Origin of the sequence: Deinococcus sp. YIM 134068 (assembly GCF_036543075.1) — a bacterium.
GTDB lineage: Bacteria > Deinococcota > Deinococci > Deinococcales > Deinococcaceae > Deinococcus > Deinococcus lichenicola.
The window spans coordinates 92,876-113,449 of sequence record NZ_JAZHPF010000003.1 but is presented as its reverse complement, the minus strand read 5'-3'; the positions used below and the strand labels follow the sequence as shown (position 1 = coordinate 113,449).

22 protein-coding genes and 1 pseudogene are annotated in these 20,574 nt (G+C 68.1%); 14 read left to right on the top strand and 9 right to left on the bottom strand.

Annotated elements, in window-relative coordinates:
- Positions 1–115: 115 nt before the first annotated feature.
- Entirely contained in the window at positions 116–604 is a 489-nt protein-coding gene (locus tag V3W47_RS04890; protein ID WP_331824058.1) for a cation:proton antiporter regulatory subunit, read from the bottom strand.
- Between the two features lie 150 nt (positions 605–754).
- On the opposite strand from V3W47_RS04890, the gene V3W47_RS04885 reads away from it, so the two are divergent.
- The gene (locus tag V3W47_RS04885) at positions 755–2,023 is read left to right on the top strand and encodes a 3-isopropylmalate dehydratase large subunit (RefSeq protein ID WP_331824057.1); all 1,269 of its coding nucleotides are present in this window, start codon (positions 755–757) and stop codon (positions 2,021–2,023) included.
- Between the two features lies 1 nt (position 2,024).
- On the opposite strand, the gene V3W47_RS04880 is transcribed toward V3W47_RS04885, so the two are convergent.
- Positions 2,025–2,588, bottom strand: coding sequence for a hypothetical protein (locus tag V3W47_RS04880; protein ID WP_331824056.1), 564 nt, complete (start codon positions 2,586–2,588; stop codon positions 2,025–2,027).
- A gap of 35 nt (positions 2,589–2,623) precedes the next feature.
- Here V3W47_RS04880 and V3W47_RS04875 point away from each other — a divergent pair.
- The 12 genes and pseudogenes from V3W47_RS04875 to V3W47_RS04820 all read left to right on the top strand — a co-directional run.
- A pseudogene (locus tag V3W47_RS04875) lies at positions 2,624–2,752 on the top strand (homoaconitate hydratase); the annotation flags it as partial.
- 68 nt (positions 2,753–2,820) lie between these two features.
- Positions 2,821–3,228: a helix-turn-helix domain-containing protein gene (locus V3W47_RS04870; protein WP_331824055.1), complete on the top strand. Its 408-nt coding sequence runs from the start codon at positions 2,821–2,823 to the stop codon at positions 3,226–3,228.
- A complete protein-coding gene (locus tag V3W47_RS04865) occupies positions 3,225–3,632 on the top strand; it encodes a PIN domain-containing protein (RefSeq protein WP_331824054.1) in 408 nt (135 codons plus the stop codon). Before V3W47_RS04870 ends, V3W47_RS04865 begins: the two co-directional genes overlap by 4 nt.
- The gene (locus V3W47_RS04860) at positions 3,632–4,135 is read left to right on the top strand and encodes a LeuD/DmdB family oxidoreductase small subunit (protein ID WP_331824053.1); all 504 of its coding nucleotides are present in this window, start codon (positions 3,632–3,634) and stop codon (positions 4,133–4,135) included. The genes V3W47_RS04865 and V3W47_RS04860 overlap by 1 nt, the downstream gene beginning before the upstream one ends.
- Positions 4,136–4,158: 23 nt before the next feature.
- A complete protein-coding gene (locus V3W47_RS04855; RefSeq protein WP_331824052.1) occupies positions 4,159–4,512 on the top strand; it encodes a hypothetical protein in 354 nt (117 codons plus the stop codon).
- Between the two features lie 57 nt (positions 4,513–4,569).
- Complete coding sequence (lysW, locus tag V3W47_RS04850; protein WP_102127425.1) at positions 4,570–4,743, top strand: lysine biosynthesis protein LysW; 174 nt, start codon at positions 4,570–4,572, stop codon at positions 4,741–4,743.
- A gap of 83 nt (positions 4,744–4,826) precedes the next feature.
- The gene (lysX, locus tag V3W47_RS04845) at positions 4,827–5,693 is read left to right on the top strand and encodes a lysine biosynthesis protein LysX (RefSeq protein WP_331824051.1); all 867 of its coding nucleotides are present in this window, start codon (positions 4,827–4,829) and stop codon (positions 5,691–5,693) included.
- Between the two features lie 10 nt (positions 5,694–5,703).
- Entirely contained in the window at positions 5,704–6,309 is a 606-nt protein-coding gene (locus V3W47_RS04840; protein ID WP_331824050.1) for a hypothetical protein, read from the top strand.
- A 119-nt stretch (positions 6,310–6,428) separates the two neighbouring features.
- Positions 6,429–6,938: a MarR family winged helix-turn-helix transcriptional regulator gene (locus tag V3W47_RS04835; RefSeq protein ID WP_331824049.1), complete on the top strand. Its 510-nt coding sequence runs from the start codon at positions 6,429–6,431 to the stop codon at positions 6,936–6,938.
- Positions 6,935–8,803 (top strand): MDR family MFS transporter, encoded by a 1,869-nt coding sequence (locus tag V3W47_RS04830; RefSeq protein ID WP_331824048.1) that lies wholly within the window; start codon positions 6,935–6,937, stop codon positions 8,801–8,803. Before V3W47_RS04835 ends, V3W47_RS04830 begins: the two co-directional genes overlap by 4 nt.
- A gap of 80 nt (positions 8,804–8,883) precedes the next feature.
- Complete coding sequence (locus V3W47_RS04825; RefSeq protein ID WP_331824047.1) at positions 8,884–10,080, top strand: alanine--tRNA ligase-related protein; 1,197 nt, start codon at positions 8,884–8,886, stop codon at positions 10,078–10,080.
- Between the two features lie 65 nt (positions 10,081–10,145).
- Positions 10,146–10,925, top strand: a complete 780-nt coding sequence (locus V3W47_RS04820) for an SDR family NAD(P)-dependent oxidoreductase (RefSeq protein WP_331824046.1) — start codon at positions 10,146–10,148, stop codon at positions 10,923–10,925.
- Between the two features lie 113 nt (positions 10,926–11,038).
- Here the strand turns inward: V3W47_RS04820 and V3W47_RS04815 are convergent, their stop codons facing one another.
- The 6 genes from V3W47_RS04815 to V3W47_RS04790 form a co-directional block, all read right to left on the bottom strand.
- Positions 11,039–11,476, bottom strand: coding sequence for a disulfide bond formation protein B (locus tag V3W47_RS04815; protein ID WP_331824045.1), 438 nt, complete (start codon positions 11,474–11,476; stop codon positions 11,039–11,041).
- A gap of 4 nt (positions 11,477–11,480) precedes the next feature.
- Entirely contained in the window at positions 11,481–12,173 is a 693-nt protein-coding gene (locus tag V3W47_RS04810) for a DsbA family protein (protein ID WP_331824044.1), read from the bottom strand.
- A 288-nt stretch (positions 12,174–12,461) separates the two neighbouring features.
- Entirely contained in the window at positions 12,462–13,133 is a 672-nt protein-coding gene (locus V3W47_RS04805; RefSeq protein ID WP_331824043.1) for a hypothetical protein, read from the bottom strand.
- Entirely contained in the window at positions 13,130–16,159 is a 3,030-nt protein-coding gene (gene uvrA / locus V3W47_RS04800; RefSeq protein WP_331824042.1) for an excinuclease ABC subunit UvrA, read from the bottom strand. The genes V3W47_RS04805 and uvrA overlap by 4 nt, the downstream gene beginning before the upstream one ends.
- Positions 16,160–16,324: 165 nt before the next feature.
- On the bottom strand, positions 16,325–16,783 hold the full coding sequence (locus V3W47_RS04795; RefSeq protein ID WP_331824041.1) for a DoxX family protein: 459 nt from the start codon (positions 16,781–16,783) through the stop codon (positions 16,325–16,327).
- A gap of 48 nt (positions 16,784–16,831) precedes the next feature.
- A complete protein-coding gene (locus tag V3W47_RS04790; RefSeq protein WP_331824040.1) occupies positions 16,832–18,187 on the bottom strand; it encodes an acyl-CoA dehydrogenase family protein in 1,356 nt (451 codons plus the stop codon).
- Between the two features lie 295 nt (positions 18,188–18,482).
- Between V3W47_RS04790 and V3W47_RS04785 the strand changes: the two genes are divergently transcribed.
- Positions 18,483–18,989, top strand: a complete 507-nt coding sequence (locus V3W47_RS04785) for a hypothetical protein (RefSeq protein ID WP_331824039.1) — start codon at positions 18,483–18,485, stop codon at positions 18,987–18,989.
- Between the two features lie 57 nt (positions 18,990–19,046).
- Here V3W47_RS04785 and V3W47_RS04780 read toward each other — a convergent pair whose 3' ends face one another.
- Positions 19,047–20,525 carry a class-III pyridoxal-phosphate-dependent aminotransferase gene (locus V3W47_RS04780; RefSeq protein WP_331824038.1) on the bottom strand — a complete coding sequence of 493 codons (1,479 nt, stop codon included), beginning with the start codon at positions 20,523–20,525 and terminating at the stop codon, positions 19,047–19,049.
- Positions 20,526–20,574 lie beyond the last annotated feature (49 nt).

Below are 20,574 nucleotides of genomic sequence, written 5' to 3'. Positions count from 1 at the left end.
GGAAAGGCAGGCCGGGGGCGGCGTGCGAGCGGTGGGGCAAGGAGCGAAGGGGTCTTGAGAGCTTCGCCCTTGTCGTGACTTTAGAAAGATAGGAATGGGGAAGCTGTCTGAATTTTCAGCCCTCGCCCCCCAGCAGCCGCGCCGCCCTCACCACCCCGCCCGGCGTGCCGACGACGACCACGGTATCGCCCACCTTCAGGGGGAACTCCGGCCCCGGTGCCGCAATTGCCTGTCCGTCCCGCATGATCGCCACGATGCTCGTGCCCGTGCGGGTCCGCATCTTCGTGTCGCCCAGCGGCTGCCCGGCGTAGGGCGTGCCCGCCGCCAGGGGCACCCAGTCCATCGCCAGACCCTCGATATCCTGCGTCAGCGTGTTCATGTGCCGGGTGATCGTGCTTCCGCCCAGCAGGTCGGCCACCGCCTCGGCCTCCTCGTCGCTCAGCACGATGCTCTGCGCGCAGGCGTCGGGGTCGTCGCGCCGCGCCACGAAAATCTCGCGCCGCCCGTCCCGGTGCGTGATCACCCCCACCCGCTTGCCGAACCGCCCGTCGAAATCGTGCCGCACGCCCACGCCGGGCAGGTGCGTCTCCTCCAGCTTGACCATACGGGCAGCATAGGGCGGGACGCGCCCCCGCGCAGCGAGCGAAGTTGCCCTCCGTCCCTCGGAAACGTGACTTGTCGTTTGCCAGCCGTCACCCCGACCCGGACAGGCAAGCTCACGGTACGCACCCCCAGGACGCGCGAAACTGGGGCCATGAACGTTTCCTCCCCCCGCCCGCAGACGATGGCGGAGAAGATTCTCTCGCGGCGCGGCGACCGCCTCGTGTACGCCGGGGACCTCGCCGTCGTGGAGGTCGATCAGGTCATGGTCGTGGACTCCATCGCGCAGAGCTTCATCGGGCGCATGGAGCAGGACCTCGCCGCCCGCCCGAAGTACCCCGAGCGCGTCTCCATCGTCATCGACCATGTGGCCCCCGCCTCCACCGTCAGCGTCGCGCAGGCGCAGAAGGAGGCGCGCGAGTACGCCGCCGCGACGGGCGTGCGCCTCTTCGACGTGGGGCGCGGCATCTGCCATCAGGTGCTGATGGAGGAACGTCTCGCGCAACCCGGCTGGATCGTCCTCGGCTCCGACAGCCATTCCACGACCTACGGCGCGGTCGCCGCCTTCGGCACGGGCATGGGCGCGACCGACATCGCGCTGGCCGCCGCGAGCGGCAAGACTTGGCTCAAGGTGCCAGAGAGCGTCAAGGTCACGTTCACGGGCGAGCTGCGACCGGGCGTGGGGGCGAAGGACGCGGCGCTGGAGATGATCCGCGTCCTCGGGGCCGACGGCGCGACCTACCAGAGTGTCGAGATTCACGCCGGGGACCGCTTCACGCGCGGCGAGCGCATGACGCTGGCGAACCTGTGCGTGGAGGCCGGGGCGAAGGCGGGCCTCGTCGTCCCCGGTGGCGAAATCCTGACGGGCTACGGCTACGACATCCCCGAGTGGGTCTACCCCGACCCCGGTGCCGAGTACGTCCAGAGCGTGACCATCGACCTCTCCGCCCTGCGTCCCCGCATGAGCGCCCCCTCGGAGGTGGACAACGTTCACGACGTGGCCGAGTTGCGCGGCCTGAAGGTCGATCAGGTCTTCATCGGCACCTGCACGAACGGGCGGCTGGACGACCTGCACGCCGCCGCCGACGTGTTGCGCGGCCAGCGGGTCAACCCCTCCACCCGCCTCCTCGTCATTCCCGCGAGCAGCGAGGTCATGGAGGCGGCGATGGGCGACGGCACCCTCCTCACGCTGATGCAGGCGGGCGCGGTGCTCGGGACGCCGGGCTGCGGTCCCTGCATGGGCCGTCATCAGGGCGTGCTGGCCCCCGGTGAGGTCTGCGTCTCGACCTCCAACCGCAACTTCATCGGGCGCATGGGCGACAAGGACGCCAGGATTTACCTCGCCTCGCCCGCTGTGGCGGCGGCGACGGCGGTGATGGGGCGGATTGCCTTGCCGGAGGATGTCCTTGGTCTTGTTCGATAGACTAAGCGCGTTTAGCTTTAAAAAGCTCTATCCTGTCCTGTAGACTTCCCTGTTCTCCAAGTTCTGTATTTAAAATGTCAATGTAGAATCTCATCATTTGATCAAGCAAATCCTGCATATCAAGTTTCGTTCCATCTATAAGCTCTATCTTTAAATGTATTGACACCTTTATTTTGCCATCATTATGTTTTGCGTTTGTAGGAACGCCATCAGAGAAATGAACAACATCGGTGATAGACACATCGAAACTCCGAGATGTGTGAAGTTCCTTAATTTTCTCGGCCCTATCGGCTTTGAAATGTTTGTAAGTGTTGGTCACTTCTCGTAGAAGTTTAAAGGCATCAGGTTTTTGCGACTCGTATTTTATCCTCCATTCATCTTTTAAGTGTTCCCACATATGATATATAGCGGCGGCAGCGTTCCAGCCGCTCTTTGGTAGGTCTCCATATCTGTCTCTCCCCTCTAAACCAAGTTCGTAAAACTCCATATAATTAGGCACTACTATACAATCAAAAAACATTTTGACATGCTCTGCATGATCGTTAAATCTCCAAGTGGCAGCCATAAATAATTCTAGCTTATTGGAAGGAGACGCGCTATGTGCCCGGCATCTGGAAATTTGGCCCAAGCGTCAACACCGACGACATCCTCCCTGACAACTTCGTTCCCTTCATGGCCGATGAGGACCTACTTCAAGCCTTCGCCTTCCACTCCATCCGCTCGGAGTTCATCTCAACTGGAGACAGAGACCTGCTGAGCTAGCGTCCTAGCTTCGCGTACTGTGCTAAGTTGATACTATGATGAGACTGCACCTCAAGCCCTTTCTGGAGCGCCACCACATCAGCGCGTATCAGTTGGCGCGGGCGACGCGGGGGCGGCTGTCGGAGGCGACGGTGTACGGCATGGCCCGCAAGCCGCTTCAACGGATTGACCTCGACAGCGTGGCGACCGTGCTGGACGCGCTGCAAAGCCTGACCGGCCAGCCCGTCACCCTGCTGGACCTCGTGGAGCGGAGCGGGGAGGCGATGAATCCCAAGTACGCCCACCTGCTACGGAACGCCCGGCCCCTGCCCGCCGGACACGCCGAGCGAACGGCCCCCGCCTGGAGCGCCGAGGAACTCGCCGAGGACGAGCAGCATTGGAGGGACTACCGGGAGGAGCAGCGCACCTTGCAGGAGGAACGGGAAGGGCGGGTGAGGCCGTGACCACCGTGCTGGTGGATACCGACGTGATCAGCTACAGCTTCAAGAGAGACCCACGCGCCCGGCCCTTCGACGCCTACCTGGAGTCCAAGAACGTGCTGTACAGCTTCCAGACCGACGCCGAGCTGAAGTTCTGGGCGCTGGAGCGGGGCTGGAGTGCCGGGCGCAGGCGGCAACTGGAGACGTTTCTGGAACCCTACACCCTGATCGGGCACGACCCGGACATTTCCGGGCGTTGGGCCGCCGTCATGCACGAGGCCCGGCGAGCGGGACGGCGGATGCTCGCCGCCGACGCCTGGATCGCCGCCACTGCGCTGGAAGTGGGCGTCCCCCTGGTAACGAACAACGCCGCCGACTTTGCCGGTCTGGGCGGTCTCGACCTCATCTCTTTTCAGGAGGACTCCTAGTGCCCCGTCTCTGGAAATTCGGCGATTCGGTCAACACCGACGACATCCTCCCCGGCAAGTTCGCGCCCTTCATGGCGGGCGAGGACCTGTTTCAAACCTTCGCCTTCCACTACATCCGCCCGGAGTTCGCCTCCCTCGTGCGGCCCGGCGACGTGCTGATCGGCGGGCGCAACTGGGGCCTGGGCAGCAGCCGCGAGTACGCGCCGCAGGCCCTCAAGAAGTTGCAGGTGGGCGGCATCATCGCGCCTTCTTTCGCCCGCATCCACTACCGCAACCTCCTCAACCTCGGCATCCCGGCGTTCGAGGCCGACCTGACGGGCGTGCTGGAGGACGGCGACGAGGTGACGCTCGACGTGGCCTCCGGCGTGCTGACGCGCGGCGCACAGACCTTTCAACTGCCGCCGCCGCCCGCCTTCCTCACCGAAGCCCTGCGCGAGGGCAGCATCCTCGCCTTCTTCAAGAAGTACGGACGTTTCCCCGGCGAACCCTCCTCGACCGAGTGAGCGCGCGTCACTACACTCTTGGCATGGCGACCCTGGAAATCGACTGCCCCGTGTGCGCGGAGGTCCTCGAACTCACCGACGAGGACCGCGCCGCGCTGGTGGTGGGCGACGTGATCGTGTGCGACTCCTGCAACGCGGAGATGGAAGTCACCCGCAACACCGGAGGCGAGGACTTCGAGCTGGAGCTGCTGGGCGTCCTCACCGTTTGCCCCAACTGCGGCGAGGAGTTCGACGTGACCGACGACATGCTCGCCGCCGCGCCGACCGTGGAGGGCGAAGGCGGCAGCGTGGCGAGCGTCATCTCCTGCCCCCACTGCCGCGCCCGCATCGAGCTGGAGTTCGAGGACGACCCGGAAGAGGACGCCGCCTCACGCTAGGCAACCGTTGATGCTCTCTCCAGCCTGAGCTAACCTGTCAAGCGCAAGGAGAACACTATGCCTACCATTCAATTTGAAAACCCGGAGACCGGAGCGACCATTGAACTCACCGACCCCGAACTTGGCGAACTCGTCATCGACGACGAGACCGGCGTGGAGTACGAGGTCGTGTCCATCGACCCGCCCCGGCTGGAGCAGGCCCCGCAGGAAGCGGAGGACTGGGGGGAGTAGGTAGCGGTCAGCTCTCAGCCATCAGCTCTCAGCTCTTTTGCTGACGGCTGACCGCTGACGGCTGACAGCTCCCCCGGAGTCCTATGGCCGACCTCGCCATCATCTACGACCGCGTCCGCCCCGACGAGAAGATGCTCTTCGCGGCGCTCGACGCTCTGGGCGTGCCCTACGAGAAGGTGTATGCGCCGCAACTCAGGCTCACGTTCGACGACGCCGGGCGGGCGGCGGCCCCGTGGCGCGTCGCGCTGGAGCGGTGCGTCAGCCAGTCGCGCGGGCACGGGGTCACGCGGGCGCTGGAGGGGCTGGGCGTGCGGGTGGTCAACCCCGCCCACGTCATCGAGCTGTGCGGGGACAAGCTCGCCACGAATGCCGCGCTGTGCCGCGCCGGACTGCCCACGCCGCGCACGGGCGTCGCCTTCGACGGGGAGGCGGCGCTGCAACTCATTGAGGAACTGGGCTATCCAGTCGTCCTCAAGCCCACCGTCGGCTCGTGGGGCCGGATGGTCAGCCGCATCAACGACCGCGACGCCGCCGAGGCGATCATCGAGCATAAGGAGGTGCTGGGCGGCCCACAGCACGGCATCTTCTATGTGCAGGAGCTGATCGCCAAGCCGGGGCGCGACATCCGCGCTTTCGTGGTCGGCGGCGAGTGCATCGGGGCTATTTACCGCACGTCCGAACACTGGATCACGAACACGGCGCGCGGGGCCACGGCGAGCAACTGCCCGGTCACGCCCGAGATTGCCGACCTCGCTGTGAGGGCTGCCGCTGCCGTTCAGGGCGAGATCGTCGCCATCGACCTCGTAGAAGACCCCGAGCGCGGCCTCCTCGTCATCGAGATCAATCACACGATGGAGTTCAAGAACTCGGTCAGCACGACGGGCGTGGACATTCCCCGCAAGATGGGCGAGTACGCGCTGAGCCTGCTGGGTCAGACGGTTCTCTCCTGACCCTCCCCAAGTGGCAAGCTGGGGCATGTTCGACGCCCGGCTCATTCAGAATCTGCGGCGGTTCTCCGGTCAAGAGGAGGCCGCCGCTTACCTCGGTCTCGTGGGCGACCTGCTCTCCCGGCTGGCCGTGACAGGGGATGATCGCCGTTTCCACTTCAACCCCACGGGCGGCCCCTACTTCCTGCCCCTGACGATCAACAACCGCTACATCGTGATGAAGGGCCGGGACGTGGAGGACGTGCCGACGTGGTGGCTCATCCACCCCGGCCCGCACGCGTTGATGGAGATGGAGGCGGACGCCCTGCTCCACACCCTGACCTTCGCCCGTAAACGGTACGACGCGCCGGAGTCCGCACCCATGCTCGTGCAATTTCCCGTGGCGTTCGTGCGGGAGTATCGGGAGGAACTGACGGCCCGTGTTCTCGACCTGGCCGCCCGAGAACTCTCCGCCTGCCGGGGTACGACGCCCTGCCGCGCCAGCCACAGCTCCCTCGCCTACGCCCTCGCGCTCGACGACGAGGTGAGGGAGGAGATGTTGGCAGGCGTGGCCTTCACCGGATTTACCCGTGTGGGCCGCTCATTTCGTCGTTGGGAGGAGGAAGGCGGAGCGTCCTGAGCATTGGCAACGGGTGTCCTCTTGAGCGGGTCTTCAAAGTTCCAGCCTCCCGCTTGACCTCTCCCATGATGAGGAGCATCATACCCTCTTGTGATTGAGACCCTTCCAAGCGTGCAACTATGACAACAGCCGAAGTACAGCCCAACGCCCCGAATGGGGACAACCAGAGCGACGCCGCCCGGCTGGGGCAGGAGATGCGGCACCTCCACCGCATGATCAGCGGGCGCGTGCTGATGCACATGCAGGACGAATTGCAGGACCACGACCTGACGTTCACGCAGATGACGGCGCTGCACCAGCTTCGGGCGCGGGCACCGCTCACGGTGACGGCGCTGGCGGAATGTGCCCGGCTGAGCCTCCCCGCGATGAGCCACCTCGTCGAGCGGCTGGTGCGCCGGGGGCTGGCCGAGCGCCGCGAGAACCCCGACAACCGCCGCGAGAAGCTCGTCGTGCCCACCGCCGGGGGCCTCGCCATCGTGAACCGCATGGACGCCCACTTCATCGGGGCGTACGAGGCCACCTTCGGCTCCGCCCGGCCCGAGACCATCCGCGCCGCCGCCGACGCCATCGGGGCGCTGCTCGCCGAGATCAGCCCCATCTGCCCGCCCCCCTCCCAGGAGAACCCATGACCGCACCCCAACCCCCCGCCTCGGCCATCAACTACGCGCAGACGCTCGATATGCGTACCAAGCGCGTGATTCTCTTCGGCGTGCTGCTGGGCCTCTTTCTCAGTGCGCTCGACCAGACCATCGTCTCGACCGCCATGCCACGCATCGCCACCGAGCTTCAGGGCCTGAACCTGTACTCGTGGGTCACGACCGCCTACCTGCTGACGAACACGGCGCTCGTGCCCATCTACGGCAAGCTCTCGGACCTCTACGGGCGCAAACCCATCCTGATGTTCGGGATCGTGGTCTTTTTGATCGGCTCGGCGCTGTGCGGGCTGTCGGGCGAGCCGTTCCTCGGCAACCTCTTCGGCGGCGGGATGATGCAGCTCGTCGTGTTCCGGGGCCTTCAGGGCGTCGGGGCGGCGGCGCTCGGGTCGGTCGCCTTCGCCATCATCGCCGACCTGTTCGAGCCGGTGGACCGGCCCCGCTATCAGGGCCTCTTCGGGGCCGTGTTCGGCATCAGCAGCGTGATCGGGCCGCTGCTCGGCGGCTTCCTCACCGACCAGATTTCGTGGCGCTGGGTCTTCTACGTCAACCTGCCCATCGGACTGATCGCGCTGGCCTTCATCGCCACCCGGATGCCCCGGCTCGCCTCCGGCCTTCAGGCGAAGGTGGACTGGCTGGGCGCGTTCCTGATCCTCGTCTTCACCGTGCCGCTGCTGCTCGCCCTGACGTGGGGGGCAGACAGGACCTACGCGTGGACGAGTCCCACCCTGCTCGGGCTGTTCGCCCTCTCCGCCGTCTCGCTCGCCTCGTTCCTGTTCGTGGAGAGCCGTCACGAGAGTCCCATCCTGCCGCTCAATCTGTTCCGCAACCCGACCTTCGCTTGGGGGGCCATCGCGCGCTTCCTGATCGGCGCGGGCTTTCTGGGCGCGATCCTCTTCCTGAGCCTCTACCTCGTGAACGTGCAGGGCGTGAGCGCCACGCAGGCCGGGACCGCTACCATCCCGCTCACGGTCGGATTGATCGTCGGGTCAATTGCCGCCGGGCAGGTCGCCAGCCGCATCGGGCGCTACAAGCCGCTGATGCTGATCGGGCTGATCACCGCCGCGCTGGGCTTTTTCAGCCTCAGCACCCTGACTGCCGACACGCCCTACAGCGGCGTGGTGCTGCGGATGGTGCTGCTGGGCCTCGGCCTCGGCCCCGCGCTGCCGCTGTACACCACCGCCCTGCAACTCTCGGTCAAGCCGTGGGAGATCGGCGTGGCGACGAGCGCCGGTCAGTTCTTCCAGCAGATGGGCAGCACCATCGGCACGGCGATCTTCGGGGCGCTGCTGACCGCCGGACTCTCGACCCAGTTCGCCCGCAATTTCGAGCAGGCGAAGGTGGGCCAGCCGCCCGCCGTGCAGGCCATCCTGACCCAGAGCGAGCGGGCCGCCGCCGAGAGCGCGAGTGGCGGCTTCGGTGAGGGAAGCGCGGGCGGAGGGACCGATCAGGCGACGGCCTTCGCGGCGGTGCGCCGGGAGATCGACGCCGCCGTGGTCAGTGGCAACGCCGCCGCCCTCGGCCAGATCGCGCAGAATCCCGCCCTGCCGCAGGGCCTGCGTGACGGGCTGGGCCGCATCCCCGCCGCCGCCCTCGCCACCGAGGAGGGCCGCGCGGGCGTGCAGGCGCAGCTCGGCGAGCAGTTCACCGCCTTCGAGACCGCCGCGCAGAAGACGGTGCGGGTCGTCAAGGAGTCCTTCGCGGGGGCCATCGCCAACATCTACCGCTGGAGCATCGGCGTGGCGCTGCTGGCCTTGCTCGCCACGCTGATGATGCCCAACCTGTCCATGCCCACCCGGCAGCGGGGGGAGCGGGTTCCGGCGACGCACGTCGAGGCGTAGGGAGCAGTTAGCCGTCAGCGGTCAGCCCTCAGCTCCCCGGCTGGCGGTTGACCGCTCTTCCACGCTCTACCCTGCCTCCCATGACCCGCGCCCTGTACCGCGACCATCCCGGCCCCCTCACCTTCACGGCAACCGTCACTGCCGTCCGGGAGGAGGCCGTCGCTCTGGACGCCACCGCCTTCTATCCCGAGGGCGGCGGGCAGAACGGGGACGGCGGCGTGTTGCGCTGGGATGGGGGAGAGGCCCGCGTGCGCGATACCCGCAAGGGGGAGGGCGGAAGGGTCTGGCACGAGTTGGAAGGACCGGGGCCGGAGGTCGGTGCCGTCATCACGGGGGAGGTGGACGCGGCGCGGCGCTGGCGCAACTCGCAGCGGCACGGCGGCGAACACTTGCTCGCTCAGGCGTTCCACCGGGTCAACCCCGCCTTCCGTGTGGCGGCGGTGAGTATGCGGAACCCGGAGTCCACCCTCGATCTGGAGGGCGACCCGACCGAGGCCGACGTGCGCGCCGCCGAAAGTCTGTTGCGTGAGACGCTGGGCCGCGTTCCCCTCACGCTTGACACGCCCACCGTCCCCGACACCGAACTCCACCGCTACCCCCTGCGCCGCGAGGCGAAGGTGAGTGGGAACGTGCGGCTGGTGATCTTCCGAGACGAGAGCGGCGTGCCTTTCGATGTGAGCGCGTGCGGCGGCACCCACGTTCCCCAAGCGGCGATGGCCGCCCCCGTCGTCGTGCTGCGGACCGAGCGCATCCGGGGCGGCCTGACCCGCGTGTTCTTCATGGCGGGGGAGGAGGCCACCGAGTATCTGAGTGGCGTCCATGTTCAAGCCCGTACCCTCGCCCGAGGCTTCAGCGCCCCCGTGGAGACCCTACCCGAACGTGTGGCAGCCCTCACCGCCGAGCGGGACGCCGCGAGGACGGAGGCCGTCGCCCTGCGCCAGCGCCTCGCCCACCTGCTTGTCCGTCAAGCCCCGACGCGCGTGGTAAGCGGTGTGACGCTCCGTGAAGTGATGCTGGAGGATGCCACCCTCCTTCCCTCCGCCCTGACGGACGTGCCGCCGGGCGAGGTGGTCGTCGTCCTCAGCTCGGATGGACGTTGTGGCATCGGCAGCGGGCGGGAGGACGTGAACGCAGGAAGCCTGCTAGGTCAGGCGCTGAAAGTCACAGGCGGTCGGGGCGGCGGACGGCCCACCCTCGCGCAGGGGACGACTGCACGGCCTGAAGCCTTCTTCGAGGCGGTGCGGCGGATTCTGTCCGAACGACGGACGGACGGCTGAACGTCTTGCCTTGAGCGCCCCTTCATTCTTTCCCCGTCCCACCTCACGCACCGCACACTGGGAGGATGACGGGCAAGGGCGGGGTCAACCGGGAGGGAGAGGCGGACTCCGGCACGGTGGTCGTGACGGGGGCGGCGCGCGGCATCGGACGGGCGGTGGCTGAACTGTACGCGGAGCGGGGGCACCGGGTCCTGAGCGTGGACCTGGGCCTGCCGCCCGTGCTACGGGGCCACGCCCGCGTTCGCGCCGACGTGAGCACCGCCGCCGGACGCGAGCGCATCGTGCGGGCGGCGCGTCCGCTGGGCACCGTGGGCGTCCTCGTGAACAACGCCGCCTACCAGGGTGCCCACGGCAGCGTCCTGGAGGTCAGCGAGCGCGGCTGGATGCGTGCCATCGGCGTCAACCTCACCGCGCCGCTCCTCCTCACCCGCGCCCTGATCGAGATGATGGGGCCGGGAAGCGCCGTCGTGAACGTCGCCTCCGTGCAGGGCCTCTTTGCCGAGCAGAACAACGCCGCGTACAACGCGAGCAAAGGCGGGCTGGTCAACCTCACCCGCGCGATGGCCCTCGACCTCGCCCCGCGCGGCGTGCGCGTGAACGCCGTCGCCCCCGGTGCCATCTCCACCGAGGGCGTCATGCAGGCCATCACGGGCAGCGAGGACCCCGACCAGACCCGCCGCGACTACGAGGACCTCCACGCCCTGCGCCGCCTCGGCGAGCCGCGCGAGGTCGCCCAGGCGATCTACTTCCTCGGCAGCCCGGAGGCGAGCTTCCTGACGGGAGTGATCCTGCCCGTGGATGGGGGAATGACGGCGAGCTTCATGATGGCGGGGAGGCCGGTGTAGGGAAAGCCTTCACCGTCAGCGGTCAGCCCTCAGCAAAAGAAGGGGCCGCCGTATAGGACGACCGCCCCCTTTTGTTTGTGCTGAAAGCTGACGGCTAATCGCTGACCGCTCCCCTACACCCTCCGCCCCCGTCCCCAGCTCAGCAGCCCGATCACCAGCGTAAAGGCGATCAGCGCCAGCACCGGAATAGTAAGAATGGAGTTGAGGTTGGCGAGGGGGCCTCCCCACACGGGCCACTGCACGTCACATCCGGCGGTCGTCTGGCCCACGCCGCAGACCTTGAGGGTCTGGATGATGCCCCAGTCCTCCAGATTTTGCGTAAGGGCGATCAGCCAGCCGACGATGGCGAGCGGCAGCGCGTAGCCCCGGATGCCCAGGTCGCCGCGCAGGGCGGCAATGCCCAGCAGCAGCGCGAGCGGGTACATGGCGATGCGCTGGAACCAGCACAGCACACAGGGCACGAAGCCGCGCACCTCACTGAAATACAGGCTGCCGATGGTGGCGGTGAGGGCCACGACCCAGGCGAGGTAGAGGCGGTTGTCGCGGGTCATACCCTCAGTTCGCGCTGGCGGCGTCGATGGCGGCCCCGACCGTGGCGGCGTCGTAGCTCGGCAGCACCCGGCCATTCACGTAGATGGCGGGCGTGCCCGTCGCGCGGGCGCTCACGGCCTGCTGCTCGTCGGCGTCCACGGCGGCGGCGGTCTCGTCATTGTCGAGGCAGGTGCCAAACTGCGCCGTATCCAGCCCCTCAACACTTCCGGCCAGTTCCTTGAGACGCGACTTGGAGGCCCAGACCTCGCTCTCGGACCCCTGTGCCCGGAAGATGATCTGCTTCATCCGCTCGTGGACCTCGTTGCCGCCGATCTTGTAGGCGCACTCGGCGGCCTGCCCCGCGAGCTTGCTGTCGTCGGTGGGCAGCCCCGCGTTCTGCGCGAGGAAGGGGAAGTTCATGGAGACGAGCTTCGCCTTGCCGGTGTCAAGGTACTGGGTCTTGATCTCCGGCAGGAATTCCTCCTCGAACCGCTTGCAGTTGGGGCACTTGAAGTCCTCGAACACCACGAGGGTCACGGGCGCGTCCTCCTGCCCCAGCACGGGCTGTCCGGCCAGGTTGAAGCTCACCGTCTCCCCACTTCCGGCGGCGGGCCTGCCGCGCACGGCGAACAGTGCCACGGCAATCAGCGCGGCGGCGATGAGTGTCCCGATCACCAGCACCGTGCGGTTGGAATTGTTTCCCTGAAGTCTCGTCACGCCCGTCAGTTTACCGCCCACCCCCGTGAGGGCGATGGGCGGATGCCCCGGCGTGGGGCGTGGTTGGGTTGTTCAGGGACGGTGGAGGCATGCTCGCCGTCAAGCAGCAGGACGAGCGTTGCTCGTCACCCCCCTCCCCAACCCTCCCCCACAAGGAGGGAGGGAGCAAACAGCAAAAGCTCCTGCTCTTTTGGCCCCTCCCCCTTGAGGGGGGAGGCCGGGAGGGGGTGGAACGGGCATGGCATCCCGAACAACGCGTCTTTCTACTCCTGCCTTATTTTCTCAGCCCTACCCGTGCCGCCCCGACGGGCGAGCCGGTGAAGTCGGTGCCGGAAGCTCCGCCGTCTCTACCTCTTCCTCGACGACCACAACAGGAGCCGAGGCCACCGCCGCCCGCCGCGCCCGCCGACGCCGCCCGTAGCGCCACGCCACCCCGACGAGCTGCCGCACGAAGCTGAAGGCCAGCCCCGCCAGCATCGCGGTCAGGGCGGTGCGCTGGAAGGTCGCGTTGGCGGGCAGCGTGAGTTCGGGGTCCACCGCCCGACCGTAGCGGCCCACGGCGACCAGAGGCAGCGCGAAGACGGCGGCGGCGAAGGGCAGCACGAACGCCCCCCCCGAATGCTTGACGAGCAGCAGCGCGAGAAGCGCCCCACCCACCAGCGGCACGATCACCGCCCACTGTGCGGGGGGCGCGGCGTCCGCGAAGAAGGGCAGCCCCCCCAGCACCGCCCCGATGTACCCGAACCACCCGCCGAACTCGTCGGCGAGGATCGTCAGGCCCACCCACGCGAGCAGCCGCGTCGGCCAGTCGCCCGGCGTCCACATCAGGTAGGCGAGGACGGCCACCGTCGCCCACCCGCCGAGCAAGCGCAGGAAGGTCCACAGCGGGCGCACCTGCACCGGCTCCGGCGCGCGGCGGGTGCGCCTGCGGGAGCGGGCGGGCGAGGCCGTCCCCGTCACGCGCCCACCGCCTTCTTCGCGCGGGTCTTGCGGCCAGAGGTGGCCCCCACCAACTCGGCGTCCTCCCCGCTCCCGGCGGGCACGATGCCCGGCACCCGGCGCAGGTACTCGCCCGTGTGGCTCGTGGGGTGGGCGGCCAGCTCCTCCGGCGTCCCCGTCGCCACCACCGTCCCGCCCCGCACACCGCCCTCCGGCCCGAGGTCGATGATGTGGTCGGCGCACTTCATCACGTCGAGGTTGTGCTCGATCACGAGCAGGGTGTTGCCGCCCTCCACCAGCCGCTCCAGCACCTCCATCAGCCGCCGCACGTCCTCGAAGTGCAGGCCGGTGGTCGGCTCGTCGAGGATATAGATCGTCTTGCCCGTCGCCCGCTTGCTCAGCTCCGACGCCAGCTTGATGCGCTGCGCCTCGCCGCCGGAGAGGGTCGTCGAGGGCTGCCCGATCCGCATATAGCCCAGCCCCACGTCGCACAGCAGGCTCATCTTGCGCTCGATGCCGGGGATGTTCTCGAAAAAGGCGCGGGCGTCCTCCACCGTCAGGTCCAGCACTTCGGAGATCGTCTTGCCGTTGTACTTGACCTCCAACGTCTCGCGGTTGTAGCGGGCACCCTTGCAGACCTCGCACGGCACGTAGATGTCGGGGAGGAAGTTCATCTCGATCTTCATCACGCCGTCGCCCTTGCAGTGCTCGCAGCGCCCGCCCTTGACGTTGAAGGAGAAGCGCCCCGCCTGATAGCCCCGGCGTCTGGATTCCGGCGTCCGGGTGAACAGGTCGCGGACCTCGGTGAAGACGCCCGTGTACGTCGCCGGGTTGCTCCTCGGCGTGCGCCCGATGGGGGACTGGTCGATCTCGATCACCTTGTCGAGATGTTCCATGCCCTCGATGCGGTCGTAGCGGCCCGGCGTCGTCTTCGCCCCGTTCAGCTCGCGGGCGAGGGTCGCGTGGAGGATGTCGTGGATCAGGGTGGACTTGCCCGACCCGGAAGGTCCGGTGATGACCGTCATCGTCCCCAGCGGAATGTCGATGGACACGTCCCTGAGGTTGTGCTCGCGCGCCCCGATGACCTTGAGCCGCTTGCCGTTGCCCCGTCGCCGGGTGGACGGCACCTCGATCTTCAGCTCGCCGCGCAGGTACTTGCCCGTCAGGCTGTGTTCGTTGTCACGCACCTGCTGGGGCGTGCCCACCGCCACGACCTCGCCGCCGTGGACGCCCGCGCCCGGCCCCATGTCCACGAGGTAGTCGGCCTCCAGCATCGTGTCCTCGTCGTGTTCGACGACGATCAGGGTGTTGCCGAGATCGCGCAGATTCTTCAGCGTGCCGATGAGCCGCCCGTTGTCCTTCGGGTGCAGGCCGATGCTCGGCTCGTCCAGCACGTACAGCACGCCCGTCAACCCCGACCCGACCTGCGTGGCGAGGCGGATGCGCTGCGCCTCCCCGCCGGAGAGGGTGTTCGCCGTGCGGTCGAGCGAGAGGTAATCCAGCCCCACGTCCACGAGGAACTTGAGCCGGGTGCGGATGGCCCGCAGGATGGGGGCACCGACCGCCGCCCCGAACTCGTTGAGGGCGTACTCGTAGCGCCGGGGCGGGTGGGCCTTCGCGGTGCCGCCGAGGTGCCCGCCGAGGTGAGGCCCGATGGCCTCGTGGTTCAGGTCCCCATCCTGCAACCGCCCGAAGAAGGCGTCCGACTCCAGCACGCTCATCCCGCTTGCCTGCGAGATGTTCAGGCCGCCCACGCGCACGGCCAGAATCTCCGGCTTGTAGCGGGTGCCGTCGCAGGTCGGGCAGGGGCGCAGCTCCATCATCTCTTCGAGCTTCTCGCGCATGAACTCCGACTCGGTGTCGGCAAATCTCCGCTCCAGATTGGGAATCACGCCCTCAAACTCGGTCGTGAAGCGCATCGTCTCCTTGCCGTTGCGGCGGTACACGACCTCGAACGGCTCGCCGGGTCCCTCCAGGATGGCCTTCTTCGCCCGTTCCGGCAGATCGCGCCACGGGGTCTTGAGGTCGAAGTCCAGGTGCTCGGCGAGCGCCTTGAGCTTGTCCCAGTAGTACACGCCGCCGCCCGTGCCCTTCTTGCTCCAGGGGAGGATGGCTCCCTCGGCGATGCTCAGCCCCTCGTCCACCACGAGTTCGGGCGAGAACTCCTGCTTGCTGCCCAGGCCCGCGCAGTCGCCGCACGCGCCATAGGGCGAGTTGAAGGAGAAGGAACGCGGTTCGAGTTCTTCGAGGACGCTGCCGTGTTCCGGGCAGGCGAACTTCTCGGAGAAGAGTTCTTCGAGCGGCGTGCCGCCCTCACCCGCCTCGGGCATCAGGACGCGCAGCAGACCCTCACCCCGGCGCAAACCGAGTTCCACGCTCTCCGCGATGCGGCTGCGGTCGCTCTCGCGCAGGGTCACGCGGTCCACCACCACGTCGAGGTCGTGCTTCTCGAACTTCTCCAGCTTGAGCTTCTCGGCCTCCTCCAGCTCGTAGAGGGTGCCGTCCACCCGCACGCGCGCGAAGCCCTCCCGCCGCAGGTCGCCCAAGAGCTTGCGGTACTCGCCCTTGCGCCCGCGCACCACGGGGGCGAGCAGAATCGCCCGCGCGTCCCCGAACTGCGAGAGCAGCCGGTCCGTGATCTCGCTCGGCGACTGCTTCTCGATCTTGCGCCCGCAGATGGGGCAGTACGGGATGCCGACTCTTGCGTAGAGAAGGCGCAAGTAGTCGTGAATCTCCGTCACCGTGCCGACCGTGCTCCGGGGGTTGTGACTCGTCGTCTTCTGGTCGATGGAGATGGCGGGCGACAGGCCCTCGATGGCCTCCACGTCGGGCTTCTCCATCAGGCCGAGGAACTGCCGGGCGTAGGCGCTCAGGCTCTCGACGTAGCGGCGCTGGCCCTCGGCGTAGATCGTGTCGAAGGCCAGGGTGCTCTTGCCGCTGCCCGACACGCCCGTGATGACCACGAACTTGTCGCGCGGCAGTTCCACCGTCACGTTCTTGAGGTTGTGTTCCCGCGCCCCGCGCACCACTAGATTCTGGTTCTGCAAGCTCGAAACTCCTTGTCAGTCGGTGTCTGGCCGCGCCGCGCACCGCCCCCTGGATTCTGCCACGTGCGTAAGGACGGCCCCGCCCTTCGCTCTGAAACGGGCCATTCTAGCACCTCACGCGCGGAGGGTGCGAGCCTGAACAGGAGGATGGGCGTAGCCCTGGCGTCAGCCTTTTTGCCGTCCACCACGCGACTCGGTTGCCCTCGGTTTAGATGTGGGCGACGGCGCGGTCCCGTTCCCCGACCGCCCGAATGCTGGGCGGCCCGGCCCTCCGACCGCCACCGCCACGCACCCGGCAAACAGCAGCAACGGCAGCTCCACCCCGCGCGGCGCGAAGAACCCGCCCTCCCGGTGAACGAACCAGAGGGCCGCCAGCATCTCGGCGGCCAGCATGACCGCGATGGCCCGCGCGCCGAGGCCGAGCGCGAGCAACACGCCGCCCGCCAGCTCCAGCACGGCGACGAGTGGGGCGGTGAGGAGGGGGAGGGGCACTTCCCACGTCCTAAAATTGGCCGTGACCGCCTCCAGGCCCGTCCCGAAAATCTTGTCCGCCCCGTGCGCCGCGAACACCCCGCCGACCACGACCCGCAGCAGGGCGAGCGCGACCTCGGGCCGGGGGGGCATGGGGGGAGTGTACCCCGCCGCCCCCCGGCCCCATCCATGCGCGTCAGCTCATACGAACGCGCTGAAGCCCGTGATGGCCCGCCCCACCACGAGGGTGTTGATCTCGTTCGTGCCCTCGTAGGAGTAGATCGCCTCGGTGTCGGCGAAGTGCTTGGCGACGCCGTTTTCGAGCAGGATGCCGTTGCCGCCGAAGGTCTCGCGGGCGAGCGCCACCGTCTCGCGGCAGCGGGCCGCCGTGACCACCTTCGCCAGCGCCGCGTGTTCGTCGCGCATCTGGCCCGTGTCGGCCATCTGCGAGAGGCGCAGGCACATGGAGAGCATCCCCGTCACGTTGCCGAGCATGTGGACGAGGTGATTCTGGATGAGCTGAAAGTTCCCGATGGGCTGGCCGAACTGCTCGCGGGTCTGGGCATACCTCAGCGCGAGTTCGTAGGCCCCCATTGCACAGCCCACCCCCTGCCACGCCACGCCCGCGCGGGTGAGCCGCAGCACCTCGGCGGTCGTGCGCCAGCCGCGCACCTCCTGAAGGCGGTCGCCCTCCGGCACCCGGCACTCCGTCAGCGTGACCTGCCCGTTCTCCACGATCCGCAGGGCGATCTTGCCCTCGATCTTCCGCACCTCGTAGCCCGGCGTTCCGGCGCGCACGATGAAGCCGCGCACCTCCCCGCTGTCCACGTCGCGCGCCCAGATCACCGTGAAGTCGCTGAAGGTCGAGTTGCCGATCCACTTCTTCTCGCCGCTGAGCACCCAGCCGTCCCCGTCGCGGCGGCAGGTCGTCCGCATCCCCTGGCTGACCTGCGAGCCACCCTCCGGTTCCGTCAGCCCGAAGGCACCGATGGCCTCCAGGTCGAGCATCTTCGGCAACCACTCCGCCTTCTGCGCCGCCGAGCCGCCCAGCGCGATGGAGGCGAAGGCGAGGCCCGCGTGGACGCCGAAGAAGACGGCGGTGGACACGTCCACCTTGCACGCCTCCAGGGTGATCAGGCCCTCCATCACGGTCGCGTCCGGCTTCCGGGTGCCGTCCTCGTTCCAGACGCGGCGCAGCAGGTCGAGCTTCCGCATCTCCGGGATGATCTGGCGCGGGAACTCGTCGCGGTTCCAGTACTCGTTCATGATGGGCGCGACGTGCTGATGCATGAAGTCGCGCACGCCCGCCGCGACCTCGCGCTGCCCCTCCGTCAGCTCGGCCAGTTGCCCGAAGAAGTCGCCGTTCGGCTCCGGCAACACGGGCGTCTTGCGGTCCCCACCCGCGAGCGTCTTCGCCAGGTGCGAGAGCTGCGCGTCGCTCATGCGCGAGGCCGCGCCGATAAGGGAGGGCAGGTCCACCCGCGCGCTCAATCTCCGCAGGGCGTCAGGGTCGAGCTGGGCGAGCAGGTCCGCCGGGTTCCTGGGTTGCGTGGTCATGCCCCGTTGTACCCGGTCTAAAGGGGGGCGACTGCGAGGGCGGGCACGGGTGGTCGTTCACCGGACATTGAGCGTTGGCGGGGGTGGGGGGATAGCATGGCCGGGTGATCGGGTGTCCGCGTCCAGCCCTGCTTGCGGAAGGAATGCCGCAGGGTTCTTCACGGTGGAGAACCTGTCTTTTCTTGCTTGGCCTGGGAGCAGGTCGGACCAGAACATTCATAGGAAAGACGGCGAGCGCCCACGTCTCTCCCTGGCGACTGGCTCCTGACGACCGGCGACCCTCCCCGGAGCCGCTGTGACCTCCCGGCCCACCCGCCCCCTGCCCGCGCGGCCCGCCGGGTACGTGGAACTCGCGCGCTACAGCTCCCTGGGCCGCTTCTGGTCGTACCTGGGCGGGGCGCAGCGTGCCGGACGCGAGGTGACGCCCCCACGCGGCGACCCGCCCGAGCTGTGCCGCCGCCGAGTGACGGGCTACGTCCTGCCCGGCGCGGCCCTCTTCCTCGACACCGCCCGCGTGACCGAGCATCTGGAGGACGGCTTCGAGACCCACCCGGCCCTCCTCGCGCTGCTGAGCGGCGACCCCGCCCCCCTGCGCGCCGAGCTGAACGCCCACTTTGACCTGCGCGTGAACTTCGTCCTCGCCTTCACCGCCGGGCGCGACCTGATCGCCAAACCCGAGTTCAAGTACGCCCCCCTCGTGCCCGGCCTGAGCACCCTGCCCGCCGATCTGCCCCTGGGGACGCGAAGGCTGGGGCGGGACGAGGTGCATCTGCTCGTGCAGCGGGGGTGTGGGCTGGCTTAGAGCTTGTGGCGTGTGGCTCGTCGCGTGTGGATCAAGCATCCACACGCCACACGCCTCCTACCCGTCGCTCGTCGTCCGCTTCTTCGGCTTGCTCGCCGCGAACTTTGCCAGCCGCGCGGTGACGGCGGGGGGCGTGTTCGTGAGGAGGGAACGGGCGGCGGGGTTGCGCCCCGCGAACGCTTCCACCCGGTCGAAGATGGTGCCGAACACGTCCTCGGGAATGTCGAGGGCGGGGGTCAGGCGAACGGTGCGCTTGGAGGAGAGGCTGAGATTCGCCATCACGCCCGCCCCGTGCAGCTCGCGCAGGGCGAGGATGGCGGTCGCCTCGAACACGAGTTCCTTCAGCACGCCGGGAAGGGGCACGCCCACCATCGGTTTGAACTGCATGGCGAGGAGCATCCCCTGGCCGCGCACGTCCTCGAAGAGGCGGGGGTGTTGCCGTTGAATGCCCCTGAGCCGCTCCAGCCCCACCGCGCCGAGGCGGGCGCTTCGGGCGGGGAGGTCCTGCTCGATCAGGTATTCCAGCGACTTCAGCCCGACGGCCATCGCCAGCGCGTTGCCTCCGAAGGTGTTGGAGTGCCGCTTGCTGCTCAGGCCACCGAGCATCCTCTTGTAGATGGCGTGGCGCACGAGGGTCGCGCCCACCGCCGTCATCCCGCCGCCGAGCGGCTTGGCGAGCGTGATGATGTCGGGGTCCAGCCCCTGCGCCGCCGACTCGAACCAGTTCCCCGTTCGCCCCAGCCCCGTCTGAATCTCGTCCGCGATGACGACGATGCCGTGGCGGCGGCACACCTCGCCCACGCCCGCGAGAAAGCCCGCCGGGGGAATGTTCACCCCGCCCTCGCCCTGGATGGGTTCGACGATCACCGCGACCACGTTCTGAGGCCCCAGCCGCCGGATGAGAGCCGCGAGCGCGTTCACGTCCCCATAAGGGCTGGTGATCGCGCCGGGAATCAGGGGTCGGAACACGTCCTGATACTCGGGATTGGGCGTCAGGCTCAGGCTGCCCAGCGTCTTGCCGTGATAGGCGCTGGAAAAGGAGATGTAGAACTTGCCCCGTGGCCGCCACGCCTTCGCGAACTTCAAGGCCCCCTCGATGGCCTCCGTGCCGCTGGAGCAGAAGAACACCTGCGAGTCGGCGTGGCTGGGCAGCTCGCGGGCCAGGAGCCGGATGAGGTTCGTCTGGAGGGCCGCCCGCCACGGGCTGCTCGCCTGCTGCGCGAGACTCTGCGCCCGGTTCTTCTCCATAAACTCGCGCACGAAGGCCGTCAGCACGGGCGGCATGTCCCCGAACGGCACCGCCGCGTACCCGGAGGCGTTGATGCGCCGCACGCCCCGCTCGTCCTCCAGTTCCCACGGCGTCACCCGGTAGAAGGGTCCGGCGAGGCCGAGCAGGTCCAGGCCGAACAGCAATTCCTCGTTGCCGTAGCGGGTGTCCAGCGCGCGGGCCTGGGTGGGGCGGAAGCGTTCGTCCAGCACGTCCTGCGCGCGGATGAAGCCGGGGGGCAAACTGCTGGGGGCGGGACCGGAAGTCACGGCGGCAGTCTAGCCCCACGGGTGGGGAGGGGGCGACCAGCCGCCAGCC